The organism is Pedobacter caeni, from assembly GCF_900129215.1.
GTDB classification, from domain to species: Bacteria; Bacteroidota; Bacteroidia; order Sphingobacteriales; family Sphingobacteriaceae; genus Pedobacter; species Pedobacter caeni.
In genome coordinates this window covers 392,644-417,199 of record NZ_FQUQ01000006.1, presented here as the reverse complement: position 1 = coordinate 417,199, position 24,556 = coordinate 392,644, and the positions used below count along the sequence as shown (strand labels likewise).

The 24,556-nt window shown below is 41.0% G+C and carries 24 protein-coding genes and 1 pseudogene; 12 read left to right on the top strand and 13 right to left on the bottom strand.

The features are described 5' to 3' along the window. Positions 1-35: 35 nt before the first annotated feature. Complete coding sequence (locus BUC20_RS28845; RefSeq protein ID WP_073236631.1) at positions 36-1,772, bottom strand: peptidase domain-containing ABC transporter; 1,737 nt, start codon at positions 1,770-1,772, stop codon at positions 36-38. A 108-nt stretch (positions 1,773-1,880) separates the two neighbouring features. Here BUC20_RS28845 and BUC20_RS28840 point away from each other — a divergent pair, with 108 nt between their 5' ends. The 3 genes from BUC20_RS28840 to BUC20_RS28830 all read left to right on the top strand — a co-directional run bounded on the left by BUC20_RS28840 (position 1,881) and on the right by BUC20_RS28830 (position 4,110). After that, positions 1,881-2,516, top strand: a complete 636-nt coding sequence (locus tag BUC20_RS28840) for a rhomboid family intramembrane serine protease (protein ID WP_073236628.1) — start codon at positions 1,881-1,883, stop codon at positions 2,514-2,516. 210 nt (positions 2,517-2,726) lie between these two features. Beyond that, positions 2,727-3,005: a helix-turn-helix domain-containing protein gene (locus BUC20_RS28835; RefSeq protein ID WP_073236626.1), complete on the top strand. Its 279-nt coding sequence runs from the start codon at positions 2,727-2,729 to the stop codon at positions 3,003-3,005. A gap of 457 nt (positions 3,006-3,462) precedes the next feature. Further along, positions 3,463-4,110 carry a TetR/AcrR family transcriptional regulator gene (locus BUC20_RS28830; RefSeq protein WP_073236623.1) on the top strand — a complete coding sequence of 216 codons (648 nt, stop codon included), beginning with the start codon at positions 3,463-3,465 and terminating at the stop codon, positions 4,108-4,110. 1 nt (position 4,111) lies between these two features. Here the strand turns inward: BUC20_RS28830 and BUC20_RS28825 are convergent, their stop codons facing one another. The 5 genes from BUC20_RS28825 to BUC20_RS28805 all read right to left on the bottom strand — a co-directional run bounded on the left by BUC20_RS28825 (position 4,112) and on the right by BUC20_RS28805 (position 7,310). Continuing rightward, on the bottom strand, positions 4,112-4,795 hold the full coding sequence (locus tag BUC20_RS28825; RefSeq protein WP_073236621.1) for a Crp/Fnr family transcriptional regulator: 684 nt from the start codon (positions 4,793-4,795) through the stop codon (positions 4,112-4,114). An 81-nt stretch (positions 4,796-4,876) separates the two neighbouring features. After that, positions 4,877-5,089, bottom strand: coding sequence for a hypothetical protein (locus BUC20_RS33830; protein WP_143166959.1), 213 nt, complete (start codon positions 5,087-5,089; stop codon positions 4,877-4,879). Between the two features lie 321 nt (positions 5,090-5,410). Continuing rightward, positions 5,411-5,710, bottom strand: a complete 300-nt coding sequence (locus BUC20_RS28815; RefSeq protein WP_143166958.1) for a hypothetical protein — start codon at positions 5,708-5,710, stop codon at positions 5,411-5,413. Between the two features lie 5 nt (positions 5,711-5,715). Further along, positions 5,716-6,135 carry a MauE/DoxX family redox-associated membrane protein gene (locus BUC20_RS28810; RefSeq protein ID WP_073236612.1) on the bottom strand — a complete coding sequence of 140 codons (420 nt, stop codon included), beginning with the start codon at positions 6,133-6,135 and terminating at the stop codon, positions 5,716-5,718. 179 nt (positions 6,136-6,314) lie between these two features. Next, complete coding sequence (locus BUC20_RS28805; protein WP_073236609.1) at positions 6,315-7,310, bottom strand: zinc-dependent alcohol dehydrogenase family protein; 996 nt, start codon at positions 7,308-7,310, stop codon at positions 6,315-6,317. 123 nt (positions 7,311-7,433) lie between these two features. On the opposite strand from BUC20_RS28805, the gene BUC20_RS28800 reads away from it, so the two are divergent. Then, on the top strand, positions 7,434-7,778 hold the full coding sequence (locus BUC20_RS28800; RefSeq protein ID WP_073236606.1) for a winged helix-turn-helix transcriptional regulator: 345 nt from the start codon (positions 7,434-7,436) through the stop codon (positions 7,776-7,778). Here the strand turns inward: BUC20_RS28800 and BUC20_RS28795 are convergent. Continuing rightward, positions 7,757-8,272 (bottom strand): GNAT family N-acetyltransferase, encoded by a 516-nt coding sequence (locus BUC20_RS28795; protein ID WP_143166957.1) that lies wholly within the window; start codon positions 8,270-8,272, stop codon positions 7,757-7,759. The genes BUC20_RS28800 and BUC20_RS28795 overlap by 22 nt on opposite strands. 11 nt (positions 8,273-8,283) lie before the next feature. Next, complete coding sequence (locus BUC20_RS28790; protein ID WP_143166956.1) at positions 8,284-9,084, bottom strand: PAS domain-containing protein; 801 nt, start codon at positions 9,082-9,084, stop codon at positions 8,284-8,286. A 216-nt stretch (positions 9,085-9,300) separates the two neighbouring features. Here BUC20_RS28790 and BUC20_RS28780 point away from each other — a divergent pair, with 216 nt between their 5' ends. Further along, positions 9,301-10,215 (top strand): DUF6268 family outer membrane beta-barrel protein, encoded by a 915-nt coding sequence (locus BUC20_RS28780; RefSeq protein WP_073236595.1) that lies wholly within the window; start codon positions 9,301-9,303, stop codon positions 10,213-10,215. Between the two features lie 98 nt (positions 10,216-10,313). Here BUC20_RS28780 and BUC20_RS34485 read toward each other — a convergent pair. The 5 genes and pseudogenes from BUC20_RS34485 to BUC20_RS28755 form a co-directional block, all read right to left on the bottom strand. Then, a pseudogene (locus tag BUC20_RS34485) lies at positions 10,314-10,505 on the bottom strand (JAB domain-containing protein); the annotation flags it as partial. 246 nt (positions 10,506-10,751) lie between these two features. After that, complete coding sequence (locus BUC20_RS28770) at positions 10,752-11,294, bottom strand: GyrI-like domain-containing protein (protein WP_234994615.1); 543 nt, start codon at positions 11,292-11,294, stop codon at positions 10,752-10,754. 230 nt (positions 11,295-11,524) lie between these two features. Further along, a complete protein-coding gene (locus BUC20_RS28765; RefSeq protein WP_073236592.1) occupies positions 11,525-12,268 on the bottom strand; it encodes a LytR/AlgR family response regulator transcription factor in 744 nt (247 codons plus the stop codon). Then, a complete protein-coding gene (locus BUC20_RS28760) occupies positions 12,255-13,331 on the bottom strand; it encodes a sensor histidine kinase (protein WP_073236589.1) in 1,077 nt (358 codons plus the stop codon). Before BUC20_RS28760 ends, BUC20_RS28765 begins: the two co-directional genes overlap by 14 nt. Before the next feature lie 28 nt (positions 13,332-13,359). Further along, entirely contained in the window at positions 13,360-13,947 is a 588-nt protein-coding gene (locus tag BUC20_RS28755; protein WP_073236586.1) for a porin family protein, read from the bottom strand. Positions 13,948-14,166: 219 nt separating this feature from the next. Between BUC20_RS28755 and BUC20_RS28750 the strand changes: the two genes are divergently transcribed. The 7 genes from BUC20_RS28750 (at position 14,167) to BUC20_RS28720 (ending at position 24,547) form a co-directional block, all read left to right on the top strand. Beyond that, entirely contained in the window at positions 14,167-14,754 is a 588-nt protein-coding gene (locus tag BUC20_RS28750) for an RNA polymerase sigma factor (protein ID WP_073236583.1), read from the top strand. Positions 14,755-14,900: 146 nt separating this feature from the next. Beyond that, positions 14,901-15,953: a FecR family protein gene (locus BUC20_RS28745; RefSeq protein ID WP_073236581.1), complete on the top strand. Its 1,053-nt coding sequence runs from the start codon at positions 14,901-14,903 to the stop codon at positions 15,951-15,953. Between the two features lie 41 nt (positions 15,954-15,994). After that, positions 15,995-19,405, top strand: coding sequence for a SusC/RagA family TonB-linked outer membrane protein (locus tag BUC20_RS28740; protein ID WP_073236578.1), 3,411 nt, complete (start codon positions 15,995-15,997; stop codon positions 19,403-19,405). A gap of 32 nt (positions 19,406-19,437) precedes the next feature. Next, complete coding sequence (locus tag BUC20_RS28735) at positions 19,438-20,850, top strand: RagB/SusD family nutrient uptake outer membrane protein (protein ID WP_159441180.1); 1,413 nt, start codon at positions 19,438-19,440, stop codon at positions 20,848-20,850. 38 nt (positions 20,851-20,888) lie between these two features. Further along, positions 20,889-21,659, top strand: coding sequence for a DUF4843 domain-containing protein (locus BUC20_RS28730; RefSeq protein WP_159441179.1), 771 nt, complete (start codon positions 20,889-20,891; stop codon positions 21,657-21,659). 19 nt (positions 21,660-21,678) lie between these two features. Further along, positions 21,679-23,172: a PKD-like family lipoprotein gene (locus tag BUC20_RS28725; RefSeq protein WP_159441178.1), complete on the top strand. Its 1,494-nt coding sequence runs from the start codon at positions 21,679-21,681 to the stop codon at positions 23,170-23,172. Positions 23,173-23,281: 109 nt separating this feature from the next. Then, a complete protein-coding gene (locus tag BUC20_RS28720) occupies positions 23,282-24,547 on the top strand; it encodes a thioredoxin family protein (RefSeq protein ID WP_084529384.1) in 1,266 nt (421 codons plus the stop codon). Positions 24,548-24,556 lie beyond the last annotated feature (9 nt).

The following is a 24,556-nucleotide window of genomic DNA, read 5'->3' as shown; positions in this document are numbered from 1 at the left end:
AAAGAAAGAAAGAAAGAAAGAAAATTGTATTTAACTCAGGAACTAAAAGTAATGAACTTGTGAGGATCTTCCAGTAGACCCTCTCTGATCACATAAATCCGGTCTGCCAGTCTGATGGTTTCCGTTTTGTGGGTGATTAGGATGATAGCTGTATTCCTTTTGAACCGGGCGAGTAGTTCATGAGTGAATTTTTCCATACTGCTGTCCATAAAAGCCGTTACTTCATCTAATAGGAGCAATTGTGGTCTTCGGTAGAGCGCTCTTGCAATGCCTACCAGTTGTTTCTGACCTGAAGAGAGTTTTGATTTTCCTTCTCCGATCTGGGTGAGGTAACCTTGAGGCAGCGATTGAAAAAAGCGGTGAAGCCCGGTATTCAGGCAAAATTCTATAATAGAAGAAGGGCTTTTATGAGGGCTATCGAGTGCAATATTATCCATTAGTGTTCCATTAAAGATTTTCACTTCTTGTGGTACGATGGCCATTATATTGCGTAATGAAGGGGTAGAGATGTGTTTGATGGATTGCTCATTTAAGGCAATAGAGCCGGATTTCGGGGTGTAAAGCTTTTGTAATATCGAGAATACGGTGCTTTTTCCGGAACCACTTTCGCCCAGCAAAGCGATGCTTTCTCCGGCAGCTATCCGGAAAGAAATATCCCTTAAGATCGGGGGACTACCAGGAAAAGAGAAGTTTAGGTTTTTCACATGGAGGGATTGAAAATTGATCCACTGCAATTCTTCTTTTTCCTGTTGATGGTATTCCTTTTTTGTAGTGGAAAAATGATAGATGCGATCTGTTATGAGGTTAAAGTTTCCAAGTTTTGACTTGATTTGTGAAGAACGGTAAATGGTGGGGAATAAAGAAATGCAGAGGATGATGATGGCGGTCAGTTCCCCGGTTTTCAGTTCATGCCGGGAAACCAGTAAATAGGAAAGTCCGGTAATGACTATGGTAAATATGGCGGTCAGAAGATCAGCAATCAGTGCGCGGCAATTTTTTGATTGCAACAGGCTTTCTTCTTTGTGATGAAGTTGGTGTTGTATTTCTTCATTTCTGGCCATGAAATAGGTTTCCGCATTGTTGTTTTTAATGGTTTCTATATGCTGAAACAGTTCAATGTATTGCTCCTGTTCAGAATTGTCCGCATTGATAACATCCTGATGCCTGGCCTTTGACGGAGAGATGAAATTTAAAATGACAAAAAAGAAGATGGCGATTTCTATAAAAAAGGCAGCAGCGATTGCGGTAGAATACCAGCTGAGCAGGATGGCTGTTGATAAAATCAGCAGCACGTCCATGAAAAGCTGGTCGGTCAGATATGAAATGGTCTTTTGAAGGTCCTTATGTTCGTTGAGCCGGGAATAAAGTTGAGCAGTACTATGGGCATCAAAAAAGGATTTGGGCAAGTGTAATACGAGTCCAAGGAAGGCGGAGGTGATTTTACGGCTAATGCGCTTATGCTGTGAAAAAAGAAGCTTTCTGCGGATAAAGACCAGGCCTGTACGAAGGCTAAGGCAAATAAATAAAGAGATAAACCCTATAATAAGAAACTGAGGGTTTCCTTTTGGAAGCAACTCGTCAATTAATATTTGTGAAAAGATGGCAATAGAAAAACTGAGTATGGTGATGAACAATCCAATGGCCATATTGGCTACTATGATACCAATATCATTTTTTAATAATTTTGAGAGCCATATCCATTTAGCTGTACTTTTTTTAAGAGAGAAACAGTTAAATGTTCCGGCAGCGTTTAGAGATGGATTTCTGCTCATGATCTATACAAAAATCTGTCAATCGTTATCAAAATACTAAACCATCATGTTTTAATTTAGAGCTATAGGTTTTAAATTAGAAGTTATTTTTTTGTCATTATTGTCCTTATGTTATCATCCCTTAACGCACCTCTTTCTCCAGCCCCTGGAATCCTCCTGATTATACTTTCCACAGCGGTTGTGAGCATTTACGCCTTCTATCACCAGAAAGTTTATTTTTCATTTATTCTCCATCCATACAGCATTGTCAGAAAGAAAAAGCTATACACTTTAATTACCGCTGCACTGGTCCACACGGGCTGGTTTCATTTAGCCTTCAACCTGGCCATTATATATATTTTAGGTTCAATGGTGGAGCATGAGTTTGTCCGCCACCATCTCTTTGGACATCTTCAGTTTGTATTGCTATATATCTTTAGCACGGTGATTGGAAATTTTGGTTCCGCCTTCGTTCATAGAAAAGATTTTTCCTTTCGAAGTGCTGGTGCTTCGACAGGAGCACTGGCAATTCTGGGCAGTTTCTGCGTGATAAATGCCAATGAAAGTTACATTAGCCTTCCTTATCTCGGATCGGTTCTTAATATTCACTTTATATTGATTTTCATTCTGGGCTTATGTTCTGAGATCCGGTTTGGTAAGAAAGACCATATTGATCAATATGCTCATTTGTTCGGAGTCCTTTCCGGTATCATCATTACGATTTTGCTTTATCCTGATTTACTGAAGCTTATTCTGCTGTTTTAAGCGGAAAATATATTGAATTTCTGTTTATCATTTAACTATAATTTTCTCATTAGAATAAATTCACTTCGTTGTTTATTTTACATTTTATGTTATTGAGCTGTATTATTTTGTTTGACTAAATGTTTGTTGAAGACTAAACCGGATTTTTTATAATTGGTCTGGTATGTTTAACGTAATTCTTGTTATATTCGTAAAGATTGAAATGAAAATATGCAATTTGGTAACGCTATTAGGATACAGAGAGTGATTAAAGGTTACAGTCAGGAATATATGGCTTCAAGGCTTAATATTTCCCAAAATGCCTATTCCAAAATAGAGCGGGAAGAGACTGAACTAAGTGTTAGAAGGATTTATGAGATCGCGGAAATTTTAGAAGTTTCTGTTTATCAATTACTTCCTGAAGTCAGATCCAGTAGTGTGCTTAATCTTTCAGGTATTGGAAGATTGGTTACAAAAAGCAGAACCTTCCTCTACGGTTTATTCGGTTAAGCCTCAAAAGACAGGGATATTCCCTGATCTGCCAGTTTCTTTATGCTTATAGGTTAAAATGTTTAATCGTCCTTCTGATGCATTAACCTTTTGAGTCCTTTTCTCTTCAAAGGTTATTTTAAACGTTTAGGCTATAACTTAAAACCAAAGGTTTTAATGAATTAATAAATTACGATTTAATTTTACCTGAGTTCGGATTTTTGCTTAACGAAGACTTTAAGAGTTGGTTGTTTAAACGAAATGACAGCGTTAACCTATTGTCCCTAAACAATTAACACCCTCACTATGAAAATTAATTTACAATACCTCATCCTTCGGATTTTTGATAACAGTTTAGGTTTTAGGCTCTTCTAACCGTTTTTTGTCTGTTTCATCTTTATCAGCAATTGCTGTTTAATGGAATGGCCAGATTCGTAATTATTTGTCCGGTTTAATGAAAATCTAATAGGTTGTTTCAATGAATAATGAAAAAGAAACTGAAAAGTTAAGAGATAGTCGGAGGACTAAACGTAAACTTTATGATGCAGTAGGAGATATTTTAAAAGCTGAAGGCTTTAGTGGTCTGGGGCCTAATAACATCGCCAGGTATGCAGACGTCCATAAAAAATTGATTTACAGGTATTTTGTCGGACCTCAGGAATTGATTGAATCTTATATTCTGGAGAAAGATTACTGGACCAGGTCTTATAAGCAGATCCCCGAAATTGTAGCTGCTAACCGCCATGACTTTGGCCGGAATCTCGCGGGGAATATGCTGGCAGAAAATCTGGAGTATTTTTCCGATAGCCCTGAATTGCAAAACATCATTTTATGGGAGATCAACGGAAGAAGTCAGATGATGAATAAAATAGCCCGTTTCAGGGAAAGCATTAAAGCAGAATTATTTGAATTAACTGATCCTCATTTTGAAGGTTCATCGGTAAACTTCAGGGCAGTAGAAGCTTTGTTGATTTCGGGAATCAACTATCTGGTCTTACATTCGAAAAATAGTGGCAGCAATTTCTGTGACTTGGATATCAAGAAGGAGTCCGACAGAAGGGAGGTCGTTAAAGCGATTAAGCAGCTGGTTGGCTGGGCATTTGATGCAGCCGATAAAAAAGGATAGTCTATTTTCTGGAGGTCTTAATTTTAATGCGCTCCAAATGCCGCCGGGTGACATTCATGTAGGAAGCAAGGATGTCATCCTTCACGTTCTTATGCAGCGCAGGCATCAGTTTAATCATGCTTAGATACCTTTTTTCGGCATTGGGAATCCTGAGCATTCTTTCTCTCCCATCAGACAGCAGTTGTTTTTCTTCCAGTAATTTGAAGAATATCTTTGCAATATCATTGGATTCCAAAGCCATCTTTAAGCAGGAATGGTGACTGATCGATAGCAAAGAACAATCTTCCAGAGACTGAATGTATTCATTGCAGGGTTCCTGTGAGAAAAAGTTATTCGGAATGATAAACTGGTCTGCGCCTGCGAACCAGGTGGTAACAGGCTCTTTTTCTCCCATATAATATCCCCTTAGCAAGCCTTTCTGAATAAAAAATATGCGGTCAGGTATCTGTTCTGCACTAAAAAGCAATTGATTTACGGATAAGTTCAGGGGTTTAAAGTCTCTGTTTAGCGTATGAAAGATTTCGTCACTGACCGGACACAGTGATCCTATTTTTCTTCTCAACGCAGTATGTATCATAGGCAATTTTGTGGCAGGTAAGGGCGGGTGAACACTATTTAAATCGATTGGGGGTAATTTGGTACTGCTGTACATCATGTCGCCGAAATAGGGGATTTGTTCTTTCATGAGTATTTAAATTTTTTATTCTATATACTCAAACTTAAATATCGGTTTCTTGTAAAGCGGTGACATAAATAAATTATTTTTTTAATCCCTTAAAATTACTTTCTCATTACTGCTATGACTACTTAGTGCCAGGACCATATGACAAATGATTTCGTAATCTATATAAGGATAGACATCTCCGGAGGTAAAAATGGCACAAATGGTGCGGCTTCCTGAGCAACCAGGTGCTTCGGGTCTGATTTTATAATGAGTCGGATTTAAGGAATCTGTTCCTATAAAAGAATACCACTGCATAATCATTGTTTTTTTTAATTCCCATATACTCTTTAATAAACACAGGAGGGCTCCTCCTGTGTTCGTTCCCAATGGTTTCATGTTTGTAATGGTGAGTATGGTTCTTAATTTAAAATCATGCTTACTCTGATCAGGGTTTTCAGCATTTCCCCTTTGCCTGCTTTTCCGGGTATCGGGCATCTCCCGTTCTTAAATACCAAGTTAATTAGGAAATGAGGGGTATTGCCGGACAATTGTCACTTTTTTCTTGGACAATTGTCACAATTTTTTCAGACAATTGTCCAAATCGGTAAAAGATTGAAATCAGGTAACAGGCAGGGCTCAGGCATGAACCAGGGTGTTGAACAGGTAGTTATGGCATACAATGCTCAGCGATTGTTGTTCCCGTCCTGAATAATGCAGGCGCACATTAGGCGTTTCACTATTGTTCCATAGTGCAGAAATCATTTCAAATTTGAGCTGTTCAGAAATTAAGGGGTGGTTGTGTCCGTCATCAAAGGCCCTGATGGCACAGATGGCTTCTGTTCCACAACAGGTTGGTGCGGCATATACTTTTTCATAGTTGTATTTCGTAGTTGGGTCGTTGCCCAGGCTTAAGATGTACCAGGATAGCATAGTCATGTTTTTTAGTTTGTCCCGAATTCCATTAAGAGCAGCCCTGAAATTGCAATACAGCTGAGGATGAAGTTGACCTTTAAGTGGGTATTCCATCGCATTCCCCTGAATATTCCGCCGCAGGGGCAAGGGTACCGGTCGTAAAAGCCATAAACGGCACCTCCAACATAAATCGTAAAAGACAGCATTAGAAAGGCAGAAATGTACATTCCCAGTAATCTGGTATCTGGCAGCCATAGGAGCATAATGAGCATTAATTCTGTAACAGGGAGTGTCCAGAATAATATTTCCCCCATCCATTTGGGGAATACCTGGTTTTTTAAACCTCTTCTGAACCTGCTCAGGTCCCGGAATTTAGAGATGGAAGAATACGCCCAGAGCAGGATAAGAATTGCAGTGATCAGCAGAATAATTGCAGGTATGATGTCCATAAACAGATTCAATTTCGTATGAATGCTAAGTTACGGCCGGAAGAGTGGCGTTGATTTCGACAATTGTCACATATTTCGTAGACAATTGTCACAATTTTCCCGGACAATTGTCTGGAAACAAAGCACAAAGGGGGCGTGGTCAGACTGCGCCCCCTTTGTGCTTTGTTCATCAGCTGCTTTTAATCAAGTTTCAGAACTACTTTACCAAAATGTTTTCCTGCGGCGACGTATTCAAAGGCTTCTCTGGCCTCAGCAAAAGGAAAGACCTGATCAACTACCGGATGAAGATCGGCACTTTCAATTGTCCTGTTCATTTCTTCAAACCTCTCTTTTGAGCTGACTAAAACGCCTTTGATGCTGAGTTTCTTTTGTAAGATGTCAAAGATATTCAGGTTGCTTTCTGCACCTGCCAATGCGCCAATGACCATGATCCGTCCGGCAAATGCAGCGGCCTGTACCGATTCCCGGAGTCCGGTTCCCATCACCTCTAAAGTAAGATCTGCACCTCCCAGTGCTTTTACTTTTTCCAGCCAGTCGGGTTGTGTTTTATAATTGAAAGTATGATCCGCACCCATTTGTCTGGCCCGTTCCAGCTTTTGGTCTGAACCGGAGGTGATGATCACCCTGGCACCGGCCAGTTTTGCAAATTGTAAGGCAAAAATGGATACCCCTCCGGTTCCCTGAAGCAGAACGGTTTCGCCCGCTTTAAGACCACCGGTATGGTGCAGGGCTTCCCAGGCCGTTAATGCGGCAATAGGGAGGCTTGCTGCTTCAGAAAAGTTCAGGTTAACCGGGTTTTTGATCAGCGCAGTTTCCGGCAGGCAGATATAACCTGAAAATACACCCGCTGCGCCAGTTCCCAACCTGTTTTCCAATCCTTCAGGCTTTAAATCACCAGATTGCCATCCTGGCATAAAATGAGTGGAAACGGCATCTCCCGGCAGGAACTGACTTACTTCCGCACCAACTTTTATGACTGTACCCGAGGCATCTGAACCGGGAACATGGGGAAGCTTATGGCTAAAATCTCCGTTGATGACCATCAGGTCCAGGTAGTTCAATGAGATTGCGGAAACTTTAACCAGAACTTCATTTGCTTCCGGTTCGGGTATTGCCCTTTCTTCTATAAAAAGGTTGTCAATCCCATATTTTTCATTTACAATTAAAGTGTTCATCTTCTTTGATATTTAATTTCATCAAAGCTAGTTTAGTGATATCTTTGTGTCAAGTATGCACTTTTTAGTATCCTACGTACTAAATGTATACCATGTTGATTATCAGTAATCAAAATATCTAAAATGACAAAAAAACTAAATTCAGATCCGGTTTGTGCGGTAGATTATGCTTTTCAAAGGATCGGAGGGAAATATAAAGGCAGGATCATCTGGTACCTCCACACGTATACGGTGCTTCGCTACGGAGAGCTTAAGAGGAGCATTGTAGGCATTACCCCAAAGATGCTGACCCAAACCCTTCGTGAGCTGGAAGAAGATGACCTGGTGATCCGGAGGGTGTACAGTGAAGTTCCCCCAAAGGTGGAGTATACGCTAACCGAATCGGCAAAAGAACTGATCCCTTTTATCGATCATTTACGGGAATGGGGAGATAAGCGGATGGGGAATTACAAAATCATTTGCCAGTAGCTGACATCGATCCATTTGTTGAATTTGTAACCAATCTGGCTCAGGTGGGCAACTTTGCTGAATCCAAGGCGTTCATGCATTCTGGTGCTTTTTTCATTGGGCATCAGAATCCCGGCTACAATGGAATGCATTTTCATTTCCTTAAGTTCTTCGATCAGCTTGCGGTACAGAGCGGTGCCTGTCCCTTTATCCATCGCTTCAGGATCCAGATATATGGAGCTGCTCACAGTAAAACGATACGCAGGATTTTCCTTCCATTCCGTAGCATAAGCAAAGCCCATCACCTTTCCTTCTTTCTCGTACACCATGCAGGGAAATTTAGAAAGAACAGGACTGAGTTTATCCGAAAATTCGGTCTCTGTCAACGCTACTTCGTCAAAAGTTAGTAGCGTATTTTCCACATAGTGATTATAGATCTCCCTCATCGGGTTAAGATCGGATGGTTTAAACTGCCGGATCATTTTAAGGAAATTGGTTATTGGTAGTGTGCTCAAAGGTACATAATTTATTTTACTGCGGCCTCCTCATTGATCTGATGAATGATAAGGTCCAGTGCCATAGTGCTTTGGTGCAAATATTTGACCAATTCTTTTTGTTCTTCCGGACAAGTTTCTTCTAAAATCAGTTCTGTAAGTGCCATTATGGAAGCAACAGGCTTCCTGATTTCATGCGAATTGAGCCAGGAAACGGCCTTTAGTTTTTGGTGCTGCTGTACAATCACGTCTTCTTTTTGCTTGCTGTCGTCGATGTTGTTTTCTATAGAAATATAACCTTCCAGTCCGCCTTTTGCATTGAACATCGGCGACAGGTTAAATTGCGACCAGTATTCTTTTCCTCCTTTTGCATAGTTGACCAGTTCTCCGCTAAAGAATTCCTTGTTGTTTATCGCCTGGCTCAGCGTTTTTACCACTTCGAGGTCAGTTTTAGGACCATAGAGCAATTCTCCATGCGTTTTTCCCAGGACTTCCTGCATGGTATAGCCGGTGATGTTTACAAATGCACGGTTTACCCAGGTAATGTTGCCTTCGATATCAGAGATGATGACCAGGTTGTTCATCTTGTCTACAATTTCAGCCATTCTTTTGTTATCGCCCTCAGTAAGTCTTTTTCGTTCTTTTTTAATCAGAAAATACAGCAGAAAGCCTGTAGCAACGACATAAAATATGCCTTTTAAAGAAGCCGTATACTTTGCCATTTCCGGGGTAAAATACGACTCCATTGATTTTAAGAAACTGTCGCTAAGTGTGATCCATAACACTCCTAACACGATATAAATTATTGGAATTCTATAGTCTCTTGCCTTCAAACTGTTGATGTTTCATAGAATAAATCAGGATATTCCGCTTAGCTGCAAATGTATTAAAAAAATGAAATTGAACTTAATTTCTCTAAATCTTATTGATAGTGCAGAAATCTGCCTTTTGTCAACACGAGCTTACCAGTGGTCAATAATATTTCAGCAGGGAATGGAACATGCCGTAATTCGCCGAAAAATATATTTAATCATTGATTTTAAGAAAATATGAAAATTTCAACCTACTGCCTTGTGGTCATGGCAGCATTTTTTACCCTAAATAGCAAAGCACAAATGGAACCGGGAATAAGGCTGAAAGGCGAATATATTCCTTTTTCCAATTACAGTCCAAATGGCAATGGAGATAGCAATAGTGGAAAGAGTGATATGAGAAGAATTGAAGGGGGAATAGGAATTCCATTATCTGTAAAGGTGGATTCCATGGGCAGGCCAAAGATCTGGGGGCTGATGCTTGAAGGTTCATATGCTTCTATAAAAAACCGGGATTATGAAAAAAGCCTGTTTCCAAATGAATTGTTAAATGCCAGTATTGGTTTGATGCACCTGCGGCCAATGAGTAAAAGCTGGAACATCATGTTTATGGCTTCGGCAGGGGTGTATACAAATATGAAAAAGTTCAATTCCAAGGATGTTCTGGCAATGGGGGGAGTGATCTTTATTAAACAATTCAACCCGAGAACTGCCCTGGGATTTGGCCCTGTAGTATCGAATACTTTTGGGGTACCGATGATATTGCCGGCTATATATTTTACCTGGAAGACAGAAGGGAAATTCCAGGTACTCGTGAATTTCCCGCAGAGAGTTGAAGTGGGAATGAAAGTAAATGAGGCCATCAATTTGAAAGCAGTTGGAGAGATCAGCTCGATGACGGCTGATGTAGACAGGGACGATAAATTCCAGTTGTCGTATCTGCAGGTGGTGACCGGCTTAAGGCCAGAATTTAAAATCGGTAAGTCGCTGAGTGTTGAGCTGACCGCAGGTTACTCTGTATATCGCTCCATGACTTTTACCAGCAGAAAGCTATCCGACTTTTTTAAAGATAAAAAAGACGAAAAAATATCTTCTTTTAAACCAGCACCTTACGGAGCAGTAGGTTTAAAATGGAACTTTGGAAAGAAATAGTTGAAAATAACAAAGTGCTGTCCTCAATTGAACTGTTGATTTCAAGGGAGGGCAGCATTTTTTATAAAAGCTGATGTTCGGAAAAACTGAAATAACCTTCAGGACTGATGATCTACAATTTTTAAGCCCGGTAGCCAGGCAGATCTTTTCAGATTTTCGGTTACTTTAAGGTCATTCAGAGCTGGTTTAAGCGATCCTGAGGGATGATTATACGCAAGTAAGATTCCGCTTGCCGCCCCTCTTAAAGCGATGGCAAAAACTACTTTCGCATCAGCAATAACGCAGCTAAAATTCCCTTTACTCTTGGCCGGTCTGCGGCTTTAACTTAAAAGTATAACAACAATAATTTAAATTAGAGTTCTGTTGATAAGGATGGCGTAACGAATCATCGTCCATTCCGCTTCATTAATATTCCTGATAATTGATTGAACTATGAGTTTTTCTTTGCTTCGTCTTGAATAGGGAATGGCTGGAACGGAAAATAAGTATAGGTGTTCTCCTGTTCAAATAGCAAAGAGAAGGTGTATCAAAAGACTTTATTCTTTTACGGATATATAAGTTTCCACCTCGGCATGATCTCCCAGGTAATATTTTTTTCCGTGAACAGTGAAATCAGCTTGATAGGCCCGGTTTAATTTGTCATTTTGCCATATTTCCAGCCAGGTATTGAAAACTGCTGCTGGCATTTTACCTTTAGAAATAAATTTTTGGTATTTCGCAGTTTCAATTGTTATTCCGACGAAGCCCTGAGGAATATTTTCCAGCGAACTTACCACACCTCCAATAATGGTGGTGTATGGACCGTTGAAGTCGGTTTTGTAATCTGTGTAAACTGCGTAAATATCATCATTGACTTTGTTTGGAATTTGTTTTTGTACTTCTTCAGTCCAAAATTTACTCCATAATTTTTCAATATCCTTAGCGGATTGTCCGTTTTCATTCGTTGTTCTTGTTGAAATTCCAATTACGTTAAATTTTTGAATGTTCATTGCTGTAGATTTTTTGGTTTGCGATTGAGTGGTGAAAGAGCATAGTAGGAATGGAATAAGCATCCAATACTGAAGGTTCTTTATTTTCATTTTTATTATATTTTGTTAGAGGGTAAATCTAGAACGTCCCGGTGACAACCCTATGGCAGTGTAAAATGAATCGAAAATAAAAAAGGCAAGCGACCGTTTTTGGTCGCTTGCCTTTTTTATACCCTGAGTGGGCAATTCTTGAACCAAATCATGGCTTGTTTAATTAAACCAGCTTAGATGATGATAGACTTCAGTAATGAGTAGCTTTAATAACAATATTGGGCAACTGCTTATCGGCTGATGAGTTTATTGTAAACTACTTCTTTCAGCAGTTCTTCTTTGCGGTGCCGGGATATTGGTAATTCATGACCATCAATGAATATCCGTCCACCTGATACCACATCTATATGGGCGATATTGACCAGGTAAGACTTATGGATCCTGAAAAACTGATCAGCAGGTAGGATTTCTTCCAGGGACACTAAAGTCTGATGGATAATCAGCTCCTGATCTTTGAACTTTAACTTAGCATAGTTCTGCATACCTTCTACATATAAAATATCAGCCCAGAGAATTTTCTTAAAGCTATCTTTCTGACGAACAAAAAGGAAAGGATCTATGGTCGGTGCTTGCTTTGACAAGCGCTGCATCTGATGTAATTGCCTTGCTTTTGTTGCCGCCTGATGAAAGCGCTGAAAAGTGATGGGCTTTAACAGGTAATCTACAATCTGCAATCGGTATCCTTCCAGTGCATGTTCCGAATAGGCAGTAGTAAGGATGGTTAATGGAGGATTTTCCATAGACTCCAATAGCTCCAGACCAGTAAGATAAGGCATGTTAATGTCCAGAAACAACAAATCCACTGGATTACTATGGATGAAGTCTGATGCTTCCATGGCAGTGGAGCAGGAGCCGGCCACCTGAAGAAAATCAACCTGATCAATAAAATCTATGATCCCTGTTCTTGCAATCGGTTCATCATCAATGACCAGACATTGCAGGGGTAATTCTGTAGTGGTTTTATTGCTCTGCATAGCTTGCTTTCTTTTCTAAATTAATATGGAGTGCAACTTTAAACGTTGTACCGGTGTTTGTAATTTCCAGTTCGTGATGTTCCGGATAAAGAATCTCCAGGCGTTGACGAACATTTTCCAGGCCAAGTCCGCTATTGCTGCTGTTTTTTCTGGAAGGTTGTGTAGAATTTGAATTTTCAATGATCAACCGGAGGTTTTCCTCATGCTGGTGTAATTCCAGATGAACATAACCTTTGGAAGAGGGCAAACGGGAGACATGTTTAAATGCATTTTCTACAAACGGAACCAACAAAAGAGGGACGATGTCCCTCTTTCCGTTAGCAATATTCCATTCGCATTTGACATCCAGTTCCTCTCCCCATCGGATTTTTTCAACCGAAACCAGGTCCTTAAGGTACTTTACATCTTTTTCCAGTGTCACGGTTTCCCTGTTACATTCATAGATCTGATATCTGAGGATATCCGAAAACCTAACCAGCAATACCGAGGCTAAATCAACATCCTTTTTCATCAGGATATGGATGTGGTTCAGTACATTAAACATAAGGTGCGGATTGATCTGATCCTGTAAAATCCGGACATGCGCTTCCATGTGTGCCTGTTTTAACAAATTATGCTGCTGTTCAATCTGGCTGTGTCTCTGATAAAATTTGAATCCACAAACTGCTCCTAAGATCAATAAAGACGCGGGAGAGCTGGTGAAAAAAATAAACCAAAATGAGTTGGTTGATTTTATTAATGACAAATCAGAAGGTGTATAATTAGCTCCATACTTGAGAAAGGTCAGATAATTTACCGCGGCGATGACAAAAGTGAGTAAAACAATGGCCAGGAAACTTTGCAGCGCAAATAAAGGCGTCTTTCCTTTTTCAAAAGCATTGGGAAGAATCTTATTGCTGAAAACAGAAGAAATCAAAATGGCACAGCCTATAATTACCATACATGGAAACACAACATAGGCTGTAGGATAATCACGGCTGATTTGTGCGATGAGGGTAACGGTAAGGAGGAACCAAAATCCGGCGATAAAAAAAAAGTGTTTGTCAAATACGGGTTTCTTCATGCTGATGAAATAAGTTAGATCAAAGGTTTTAGAAAATCATAAATCCTACACTTGCCTGAAAGGAGTTAGGACGGGATTTAAACTGTTTGCTAACGCTTGATAATCCACCTTCATATCTAAGGTCAAAAGTAAGCTTTCCTACGTCAATTCCTGCACCAACCTGGTAACCGATATTTGATTTGTCGAATTTGTTAAAAGAATTGTCTATCTGTTTGAAAAGAGATGCTTTTTCACTGATGGTATAAGAATAAACACCACCACCAAAGATTCTTACATTCAGCAGATCCATGTTGAGCAGTTTATAACCTACCAATACCGGTACGTCAATACTTGACCAGCTTACTTTCTGATCGTTTAACAGGTCGGAGTTAAACTTACTTGCTTTTTTGCTGAACAACAGCTCTCCCTGAACGTAAACTTTAGAAATGTCGATTCTGGTAAAAGCACCGGCTGAAAAGCCTGTTGCATATTTGGAAGTAACGCCTTCAGAAGAAATAGGTAACTTACTGAAATTAGCTCCTCCTTTAAGACCGATATGGAAAGGATTTTTTTGAGCAGAGGCTGCAGTAGCCATCATTGTAAATGCAATCAGGGGTAAAAGAAATTGTTTTTTCATTTTTTTAATGTTGCTGGCAGTTCCAGGGAACCACCGGTGTTATTGATTTTTATTTGTTGGCCGCAAAGGGGCGAATAATCCCCGATGATGGGAAAAGTATTTGACGAAAGGCATGATCCTGATGACGGCAGGTAAAATGATGATGACGGTTAAGAAAATATTTCATGTTAAAGGATTAGAATGGTAGATTGCGATTTTATTTTAAGGAGGATCGCATAAATGTCTGAGCTAGATGGGAGCATACCAGAATTGGCAATGCCTGATGATATATACGGGTTATATCAGCAGCATTACAACTACCTTGTTTTTGTAGGCCTTAAAAGTGGAATGGACCTGGCTGGTGTCAAAGACAATATCAACCAGACCTTCCTTTCCTTTCTTGAAAAAAAAACAGATTTCACAAAGGTGAGCAATGTGAAATCCTATATTCTTACTTCATTTAAACGGAAGTTGATCGATACCCACCGGATAGAGAAAAAATATAAAATGGAACCTTTGGACGACTTCACCGACACCTGGTCGGAGCCCTCCACAGAGGAAAACATGCTCAATGCCCAGTCTCTGGAAGCGCTTAAGAACAAACTCTCCGAAATCTTTGAAACCCTGCCCAGGCGTTGTCAGACGGTAATCTTTCTGAAGTATTATGAAGGATTGAACAATGAAGAGATTGCGGAACGGACCTCATTGACCATCAGAAGTGTTTATAATAATCTTTTTGAGGGGATCAAGCGCATGCGCGAAGAGTTGAATAAGCAGAACTTTAACCCTAAAGACCTGAATGTTTTCCTCACACTGATCTTTGTTTAGGCTTTCCCTTCTTTCGGTTTACAATAGATTTATTTGTGTTTTTCTTGTTCATTTACAGTGTTTTGTGTTTTTTATTCAGAATTTCTGAAATTTTCATGGTAAAAAAAACACCTTATTCCGTCTGGTATAAAAAGAGATAGACCCGGATGTACACACTTGAAGAAATCATATTAGACCAGAGCTTTGTCAACTATTGCCATAAAAGCAATGAGGCAGATGTGCTTCGCTGGCAAAATTACGCAGAAGAATCAGCAGAACATGCCGCTCAGGTTGCTGAGGCCGGCAGAATGGTGATGGCTTTAAACCTGATGTTGAAAAGCAGGGAAGAGAAAGTTGCGCTGGAAGAGTTTAAAGCATTGGTCCGTGCGGGTCAGGGAGAAAACGCAGCTGATATTGTTGTGGCAGAAAAAAGAGCGCGCTTTACTTTAAACCGGATGTGGTATGCCGCAGCGGCTTCAGTGTTACTGGTTGCAGGGGCAATCTTATTTTATCAATACCGGAACGAAGCGAAAGTGGAGCTGGCTCTTCAGCAGGAACAACAACAATACCGCATTTACAAATCGCCGCTGGGAGAAAGATTAAACATCACTTTACCAGACCGGTCCAAAGTAGTCCTCAATGCAAATACGGTTCTTAAAGTTCCCCATAGTTACAATAAAGACAACCGTAAGATTGTCCTCCTGGGGGCGGCTTATTTTGAAGTCAGCCCGAATGCTTCCCTTCCTTTTGTGATTGAATCCAATGACATGAAGGCAACAGTACTGGGAACTTCATTTTATATGCGTGCTTATCCTCATGAATCCGGACAACAAATTGAATTGCTGACAGGAAAACTGAAAGTTCAGAAATCGTATACATCGGAAACAGACAATAAACCAGAGATCCTGGGACCGGGAGAAATGGTGATGCTCAACAGGTCTGTAGACCTGATGGAGAAGGAAACTTTCGATGTCCAGACACGTGAAGCCTGGATCAAAGGGCAGCTTAAATTTAACAATACCAGTTTCAATGGCGTGGTCAGCGCCCTGGAAGACTGGTATGGTGTTCCCTTTGAAATCCGCGGAAAGCAAAAATCCGCTGGGAAATTCTCCGGAACCTATGAAAATGAATCTTTGGAACGTGTCCTGAATATCTTCTGCTTTGCTACCGATTGCAGTTTCAAAATTGAAAAGGATAAAGTCGTTATAGATTTCAATTAATCCACATTATAAACCAAACACACAACCACCACTAACCATTTATGACTAAAAACTTACTGGACCTGCTGCGGCAAGGGGTAAAGACCTGCTGCAGGATAGGTGTGATCTTTATTGCCGTATTTTTTATTTCTTCATACGGTTTAAGGGCACAGGAAAAGAAATCCATCGCCTTTAAAAAACAAACCATAGAAAATGCTTTTAAGCAAATAGAACGTGTTTATAAAGTGAAGTTCTATTACAATGCCGTACAACTCAATTCCCGTGAACTGATCAGCTTTGAAAAGAAAGACCGTACCATTCAGGAGGTCCTTGCAGAGCTGGAGCTTAATCTTTTCCTCCAATTTAAGCAGGATGGGACGATGATCGCCGTAAAGGCAAAAGTTGCAACAATAGAAAAAGAAACAGGGGCGGTAAGCCTGAATCTGATTTCAGGAACCGTAATAGATCATTTGAAAAAGCCCTTGCCTGGTGTCTCTGTTCATGTAAAAGGACATCCGGGGCGTTCTGCAATGTCTGATACAGAAGGAAAATACCGGATCAGTGCTGCAGACCGGGAAATCCTGATTTTATCTTACATCGGTTTTATGCGGACCGAAATACAGATCGGTAAAAATACCAGTATAACCACAGTCCTGAAAGAAGAAATTTCTGAGTTGAATCAGGTCGTGGTGACCGGGATTTCGGAACGTAAAAAAGATACTTATACGGGAAGCTCGACTACCTTTACCGGGCAGGAGCTGATGAAATTAAGTTCGTCAAACGTGCTTCAGGGATTGGGACTGCTGGACCCTTCCTTCCGGATTATAGACAACAACCTGCTCGGATCAGATCCCAATTCAATGCCCAATATTGAGATTCGGGGAGGAAATAACCTGTCTGAGAGTTATGCCAGTGGTGATCTTCGCAATGCCTTTTATGGCAATCCAAACCTGCCTTTATTTATTCTGGATGGTTTTGAAACTTCTCTGGAAAGAATTATAGACCTGGACATGAACAGAATTGAATCGCTGACCTTGTTAAAAGATGGTTCTGCCTCTGCAATTTATGGTACCCGATCGGCAAATGGAGTAGTGGTTATCGTGACTAAATCTCCTGCCTCAGGTAAACTCAGGGCCACTTATGCACTGAGCGCTAATATGGTAATCCCGGATTTAAGAGATTATAATATGCTCGACGCGGCAAGGTTGCTGGAGTTCGAAGACCGGGTTGGTCTGTACACACGTTCTTCACCTGCTGAGCACATCCTACAACAAAAACTTTATAACGACCGGCTTTCTTTATTGAAAAGTGGTGCAGATACTTACTGGCTGTCCCAGCCTTTAAAAACAGCGCTGGAACAACGCCATTCCCTCACCTTAGATGGTGGTGAGCAGTCCTTTAAATACAGCATAGGATTTTCTGCAGCACTTAACCCGGGGATTATGAAAGGTTCTTCCAGAAATAATTACCAGGGAAATATGTTGTTCAATTACATTACCGGAGATTTTTTGTTTAGGAATGACCTTCAGGTAGCCAATACGAAAGGAACAGCTACGCCATATGGCAGCTTCCAGTCGTTCGTGAATGCAAAGCCTTATTTTCCTATTCCGGGAGTGGGAGGAGGGGATTCTCCTTTTCTTTATGAGCAAACCTCCACAAATGGAGAACGGGCATCCTATATCATCAACCCTTTGTATGATGGAACGATCAATACCCAGAGTATCAGTAAATATACGGAGATCATCAATAACCTCTCTGCGGAGTGGAAGATGAATGATGAGTTTCGCTTAAGGGCAACCCTTGGGCTCTCTAAGCGGTACTCCGATACAAAGGATTTCTTGCCGGCTAATCATTCCAGCTTTCTGAACGTTTCCCCTTCGGAGGCAGCCTACGCATTGCGTGGAAGTCTTGACATCTCCAATACGAATTCTTTTGGGTATGAGGGAGCTCTTTTTGCAACCTTTAGTAAGCTGGTTGCGGATAAGCACAGTTTCTTCCTTCAATCTGGTTTCAATATTAAGGAGTCTGTTTCCAGTGTCAGCAGGGTGCAGGCACAGGGATTTCCAAATCCAAAAATGGATGAGCTGGCTTTTGCCAAGCAGTACAGGGAGAATTCCCGTCCCGGAGGACTGGACAATACCAGTCGTCTGGCAGGACTCCTTGCCACCTTTAATTATGCTTATGACGGCAAGTATTTTGTAGATCTTTCCTTTAAACTCGATGGCTCCTCGCAGTTTGGGTCGAATGAAAAATATGCACCGGTCTGGTCGGCTGGATTGGGTTGGAACCTCCATAGGGAATCCTTTATTCAAAGTTTAAATTTCTTTAGTTCATTGAGGCTAACAGGAGCAATCGCGGAAACGGCAAGCCAGAATTTTGCGCCTTACCAGGCAATGACGAAATACCAGTACAATACCGATAATATTTACGACCGCGATTTCGGTGCGTTGATTCAGGGACTTGGAAATTCAGACCTGAAATGGCAAACCACACGTCAGAAAAAGGTGGCCCTGGACATGGGTTTATTTGGTTCCCTTTTGACTATTAATGCGGAATACTATTTGAAAAATACTTCTAACCTATTGCAAAGCATTACACTCGCCCCATCCACAGGATTTTCAAGTTTTACCGATAACATCGGAGAGCTGACGAATAATGGGTTTGATATCCGGCTAAACCTGAGGTTACTTCCTGGAGGTGCCAATAAAGTCAGACTGGGAATGTGGGGAAATATCGGTGCGAATAAAAACAAAATATCCAAAATATCTGATGCCATGAAACAGCGGAACAAGGTGATTCTGGATGCCATGCAATACAGCTTTGACAGTGATGAAAAGTCGACTTTACCACCAAATATTTTTACTGAAGGAAGTTCAAGATCCGCCATTTATGCCCTGCCTTCGCTGGGGATAGATCCGGCAACAGGAAATGAAATTTTCCGGTATCGCGATGGAAGTATTGGCAGTGATTGGAGAGCGGCAGATCAGATCGCCGTTGCAGATGAACGGCCGGTAGTTTCCGGAGGTTTTGGAACCAATTTCAGCTATAAAGGATGGGATGCCGTAATTGCTGCCAGTTATTCGGCAGGTGGATATCTGTACAATTCGACCTTACTTTCTAAAGTGGAAGACATTGACATCAGCGCGAACAATGTGGATGTAAGAGCTTATGAATCCAAATGGGCAAGACCTGGCGACGAAGCGAAATACAGTACTTTCGCCCTAAACAGAGTAGCAAACAGGGTCGGATCTACTTCCCGTTTTGTTCAGAAAAACAACTATGTGACGATCTCGGCAGTTACCCTGGGTTATACGTTGAACAATACTCCGCTGATGAAACGCCTGCATATGCAAAACCTTCGGCTCAGCCTGAGCATGAATGATGTGGCCCGCTTCTCCACCATCAGGATTGAGCGTGGTACACAATATCCTTTTGCACAAAGGATCTCATTCGGGGCAAATGTTACTTTCTAATGGTCTTATCAATCACAAAATATTTTAACAAAATGAAGTTATTAAAAAACAGATGCCTTCCTGTATTCCTGCTGGCAGTACTGACCCTCAGCTCCTGTAAGAAATGGCTGGATGTACAGCCTAAAACAGACCTGAAACAAGAGGAGCTTTTTTCCACAGAGCAGGGTTTCAATGAGGCCATGACCGGTGCTTATGTATCTATGACTAAAGAAGCAACCTATGGCAGGGAACTTACTTTTGGAATGATGAGTGTGATGGCTTCTGATTATTCTGTGGGCAGTTCTTCGGAGCAGGCAACAAGGCTGCTGAAACCGGTAGAAAACCTGGATTATGAAACTGAACAATTCCGGTCAATGATCGATAGGGTATGGTTACAGCAGTTTAATACCATTGCTCAGGTCAATGCCATCCTGGAGTATATAGACGAAAAGAAAGGCGTCTTTTCCGGAAATAAATACGGACTGATCAAAGGAGAGGCCCTGGCGCTCAGGGCTTATATTCATTTTGATCTGTTGCGCCTGTTCGCACCGGCTTATCTGAGCAAAGACAATCAAAAGTACATGCCTTATGTGACTGCCTATGGAAGGACAGTTACCCCATTCTCTACAGTAGAAGAAATTCTGAGCAAGGCACTCGCAGATCTGGATCAGGCGGAAAGTCTGATGACAGGGGACCTTATCGGAGTAAAGGGAGCTGCTGACCGTAAGGTGAGAATGAATTTGTATGCCGCAAAAGGACTTAAGGCCAGGATTTATCTTTACATGGGGAATAAAATACAGGCCTTTGCCAAAGCAAAAGAGGTGATCGACGCAAAGCAGGTCTTTCTGATGCTACCAGGAACAGTCATCAATACGGACCGTAGTTTTCATACTGAGCACCTGTTTTCCTTGTATAGCGAACCTTTCGAAGCAAGAGCCCTTACGGTATTGGAGCCTAAAACCAATCTGACCACCACTGCCCCTTATTATTTTACCCAGGAAGCTAAACTCAAAGGGAATATTTTTGGAGACCAGCCTACAGACATCCGGTATAAGTCGCCGATGATGCAACAGATTAAAGGCTTTCTGATTTCGCATAAGTTCCTGTATCCTGATCTTGCCGATGAGAGCACTACGCTCAATCTGCAAAGGAATTATATCCCCTTGATGCGCTTAACAGAAATGTATTATATCGCTGCGGAATCAGCTGCAGACCCGGCAACAGCCTTAAGCTACCTCAATACTGTACTGGGCAACAGAGGACTTCTACCGATTCTGGCAAATGCCGATCTGCAGACAGAGATCAGAAAGGAATACCGTAAAGAGTTTTTTATGGAAGGTCAGCTCTTTTACTATTACAAAAGGATAAACGCAAGTCATATTGAAGACAGTCCTGTTGCGCAGATGTCTGCCAAAAGTTATGTACTTCCCTTGCCGGAAAATGAAAAAATATATGGCGCAAGGTAAGCGCTTCTTTGATCACGATGAACCAAAAACAAACGACAATGAAACAACCAATATATATTACCACAGTGATTTTGCTCTTGCTGTCTTCCTGTAAGAAGGAGGAGGTAAAGCTTTATGACGGAGGAGACCGTGTACAATTTTCCAGGTTAAATGTTCCCAATCCGCCAGCCTATATTGACAGTTTGGATTTCTCTTTTGCCTCAAAAGGAAACCTGGAAAGCGATACGCTGTTTCTCCCGGTCGATGTAACCGGAAGAACGGCAGACAGAGACCGTGAATTTAAAGTAGCCGCCATTTCCGAAGAGTCTTCTGCAGTAGAAGGCATTGATTTTGATTTCGGAAAAGGCATCATTAAAGCCGGACAATTTAAAGGCATTTTTAAGCTTATCCTTCGTAAAACCAAAGATCTGGAAACCATCAGGAAGAAGGTTTCATTTAAAATTGTGGCTTCTGAGGATTTTCAGCCAGGTCTGGCCAAACAATTGAAATGTAAAGTAGCCTTTTTCAATTTCATGGTGAAACCGATAGATTGGGATACTAAAATGTTGCGTTTCTTTGGGGCTTATTCTAAAACCAAACACCGCTTTGTGCTATATCAGCTTGGTTTTCCAGAGATCAATTTTGCTGCTACCGCTGCACTGGAAGATCCTTCCAGGTATATTTTTTCGGGAGTAAAATTCGCCAATTTTCAATTGAGATTAAGATCAGTCCTGGACGATTTGAATGCCGGTGTTTTGAAGCCTGCAGCCAATGATCCTTTCACTTATCCGCTAAAAGATGAGAACGGTTTAAATGTCATATTCCCTTAACCTGTTAATTGATAAAAAAATGAAACGATTTCATTACTCATTTATATTGCTTTCCCTGATCGGGATTCTGTTTTCTTCCTGTTATAAGGACAAGGGGAACTATGACCTCAGACCAATGGATCAGCTCAGTACCAAGGGGCCTGAGTTTAACCAGGATAATTTCGTGTTCTCTCAGCTGGATAGCCTGAAGATCAACCCTGAGGTTACGTTTACCGGGGATAGTACACATCTGGAATTCAGCTGGAAGCTGATTCCGCAACAGGCGAGGGTAGGGGATACTACGATAAAGAAGATCTCTTCGCTGAAAAATCTCTTGTATGTAGTTCGGGTGCCAATCGGGCTTTATACCGTTCTTCTGGAAGTAAAAGATGTAAAAACTGATATCATCAGAAGCAGGACCTATGGGCTTAACGTAAAAGCAAAAGCTTCACAAGGATTTCTGGTACTGAATGATAAGGAGGGAGGCGTTCAGGATATCGACGTTATACTGGACAATACAAAACCAGAGGTGTTTTGGGGTGCCTTCTCAGCAAACAATACCATTAGCCTCAGGGAAGCTACCGGGATGTCCATGATCCAGTCTGCGGCCAATCCCAGTGGATTGCTATATATATTCAGAAAAAGCGGTGGTTATACACTATTGCCAAGTTTTGGTTTTTTACAAGATGTTAAAGCCTGGTTTTTTGATGCCCAAAGTACTTATGCACCAACGCTCATCTATCAGGATTTCTTTGGTGCAAATAATTACATGATCAATAACGGGAGTGTACATACAACCACTTTAATCACCCCTCCATTGTTGTTCGGTTACCGGGCTTCAGGTGATTATAAGGCCACAAAATCGTTGATCATGAGTGCTAATGTGTTCGTGTACGATGACCTGCATCACCGTTTTTTAAAGTTCAATAAGTCTGCCGGGAAAATGCAGTCCATCATCAAGAATCCTGCAGATGCTTTTGATGTAGAAGATATAGGGAATAAATCCTGTCTGCTTTTCGATCATAATATGGCTTCCACAGTGAGTCCCGGAGCTGCAAATTTCAATTCTTTAAAACCTTTGGCTTATTGTAAAGACAATCAGACCGGCAAAACCTTTGTTTATAAATTTGGTTTTTATAAGTCGCTGGCCAGCTATTGCGAAAGTGTAAAAGAGGTAACTGCCCCAGGCTTTTCTATGGCAACGGCTTATGTAAATGCTTCTAATAATCCACTCACCTATTATGCGTCAGAAAATAAAATCTATGCCTATGATTTTACAAATGATGTAGCCAGGGTGGTCTATACTTTTGATCAGACAAATGTATCTATTGATCAGTTAATGACTAACGGAACGCAGTTTTTTGCTGTGGTAAACAGCAAGTCCGGAAATTCAGGTGCTGTTTTCTTCTTTAAAATAGATCCAACGGGTTCATTCAATGGTGGTACTTACTTTTCTAAGTATGAAAAATTTGGGAAAATCAGGGAGGTGAAATATAAATACAATACACTCAATCCAGCGATACCCTGGAAATAACGAGAATTTCTGCTAAACACTGTGCTTTTTTTTAACCACCCTGGGGGAATTCCCCTTCCTCCGGGGATGGTTTTTTTATCCGAAACACACACACATAAATTATAACCTCATGAAACGAATACTCGTAGTGATTTTTAGTATGGTCACAGGTCTTACTTTTGGCCAGGGCATTAACTTCGAAGATGTACCTCGCTGGAAAGACGTTCTGGCTAAGGCCAAAAAGGAAAAGAAGGCCATTTTTGTTGACAGTTATACCACCTGGTGTGGTCCCTGTAAACAAATGGACAAAGATGTTTTTCCGGTAAAGGAAGTAGGCGATTTCTTCAACGCCAATTTCATCAGTTTTAAACTCCAGATGGATAAAACACCAAACGATGATGCGATTAAAAAAGGCCGGTATGCGGATGCGGCAATGTTTGAAAAAACTTATCAGATCAATTCTTATCCATGTTATTTGTTTTTCGATGAAAATGGAAACCTGGTTCATAAAGCGGGTGGTGGAGGTTTGAAACCAGCGGACTTTATTGCGATAGGAAAAGAAGCACTGGACCCTGCTCAACAAATGTTGTCTTTCAAAAACCGCTATATTAAAGGGGAAAGATCTGCCGAATTTATACTGGCCTATGTTCGAAAACTGGCTGCCGCCGGAGATGCCCAGCTTACTGCTGTTGCGGATGATTTTCTGAGCCTTCAAAAGGATAAGTTTTCTTTGGAAAGTATTCAGTTGATGATGTTCATGACCACCGGAAGCAGTAGTAAATATTTCATGAGCTTGTTGAAAAACAAAGAAAAATTAGCAACAGTAATCGGGAAGGAAAAAGCAGCAAACTATTTAAAAAAGGTGATTGATGCAGAGGTCATGTCTAAAGCGATTAAAGTGGAAGCCGGAAAAGACAACCAGAGAAATTATAAGGTTGATGAACTGGGATTGCTGAACTATTTCAATCAGTTTTACAGCCCGGATACCGCAGGATTTTTAACCGCATATCATGCAGCAACGATCCTGAAGATGATGGATGAAAATCAGTCTTACCTGAAGGCGAAAGAAGTATTGGCAACTCACCGGTCAAAACTGGACAGGCAGCAGGCTGCGCAACTGGCACTGATCGTCGCCAGAAAAGGAGCAGTGAAGGAAGACAATGAACTGGCCTTATCGGCTTTAAGTCCATATCAGCAAAGTGATGATCATTTAGTGAACCTGACCCTGGGTAAGTTGTATGCCTATAATGGCCAGCAAGCCCTTGCATTGGAATATGCGGCGAAAGCATTGCAGATGATCCGTAAAAGCAAACCAAACTATCCGGATATCAGTGCAGAAGAATATTTGAAGAGATCCTTATCCACTAATCCTACTCCAAAAATTATCAGTAACTAATCACAAAAT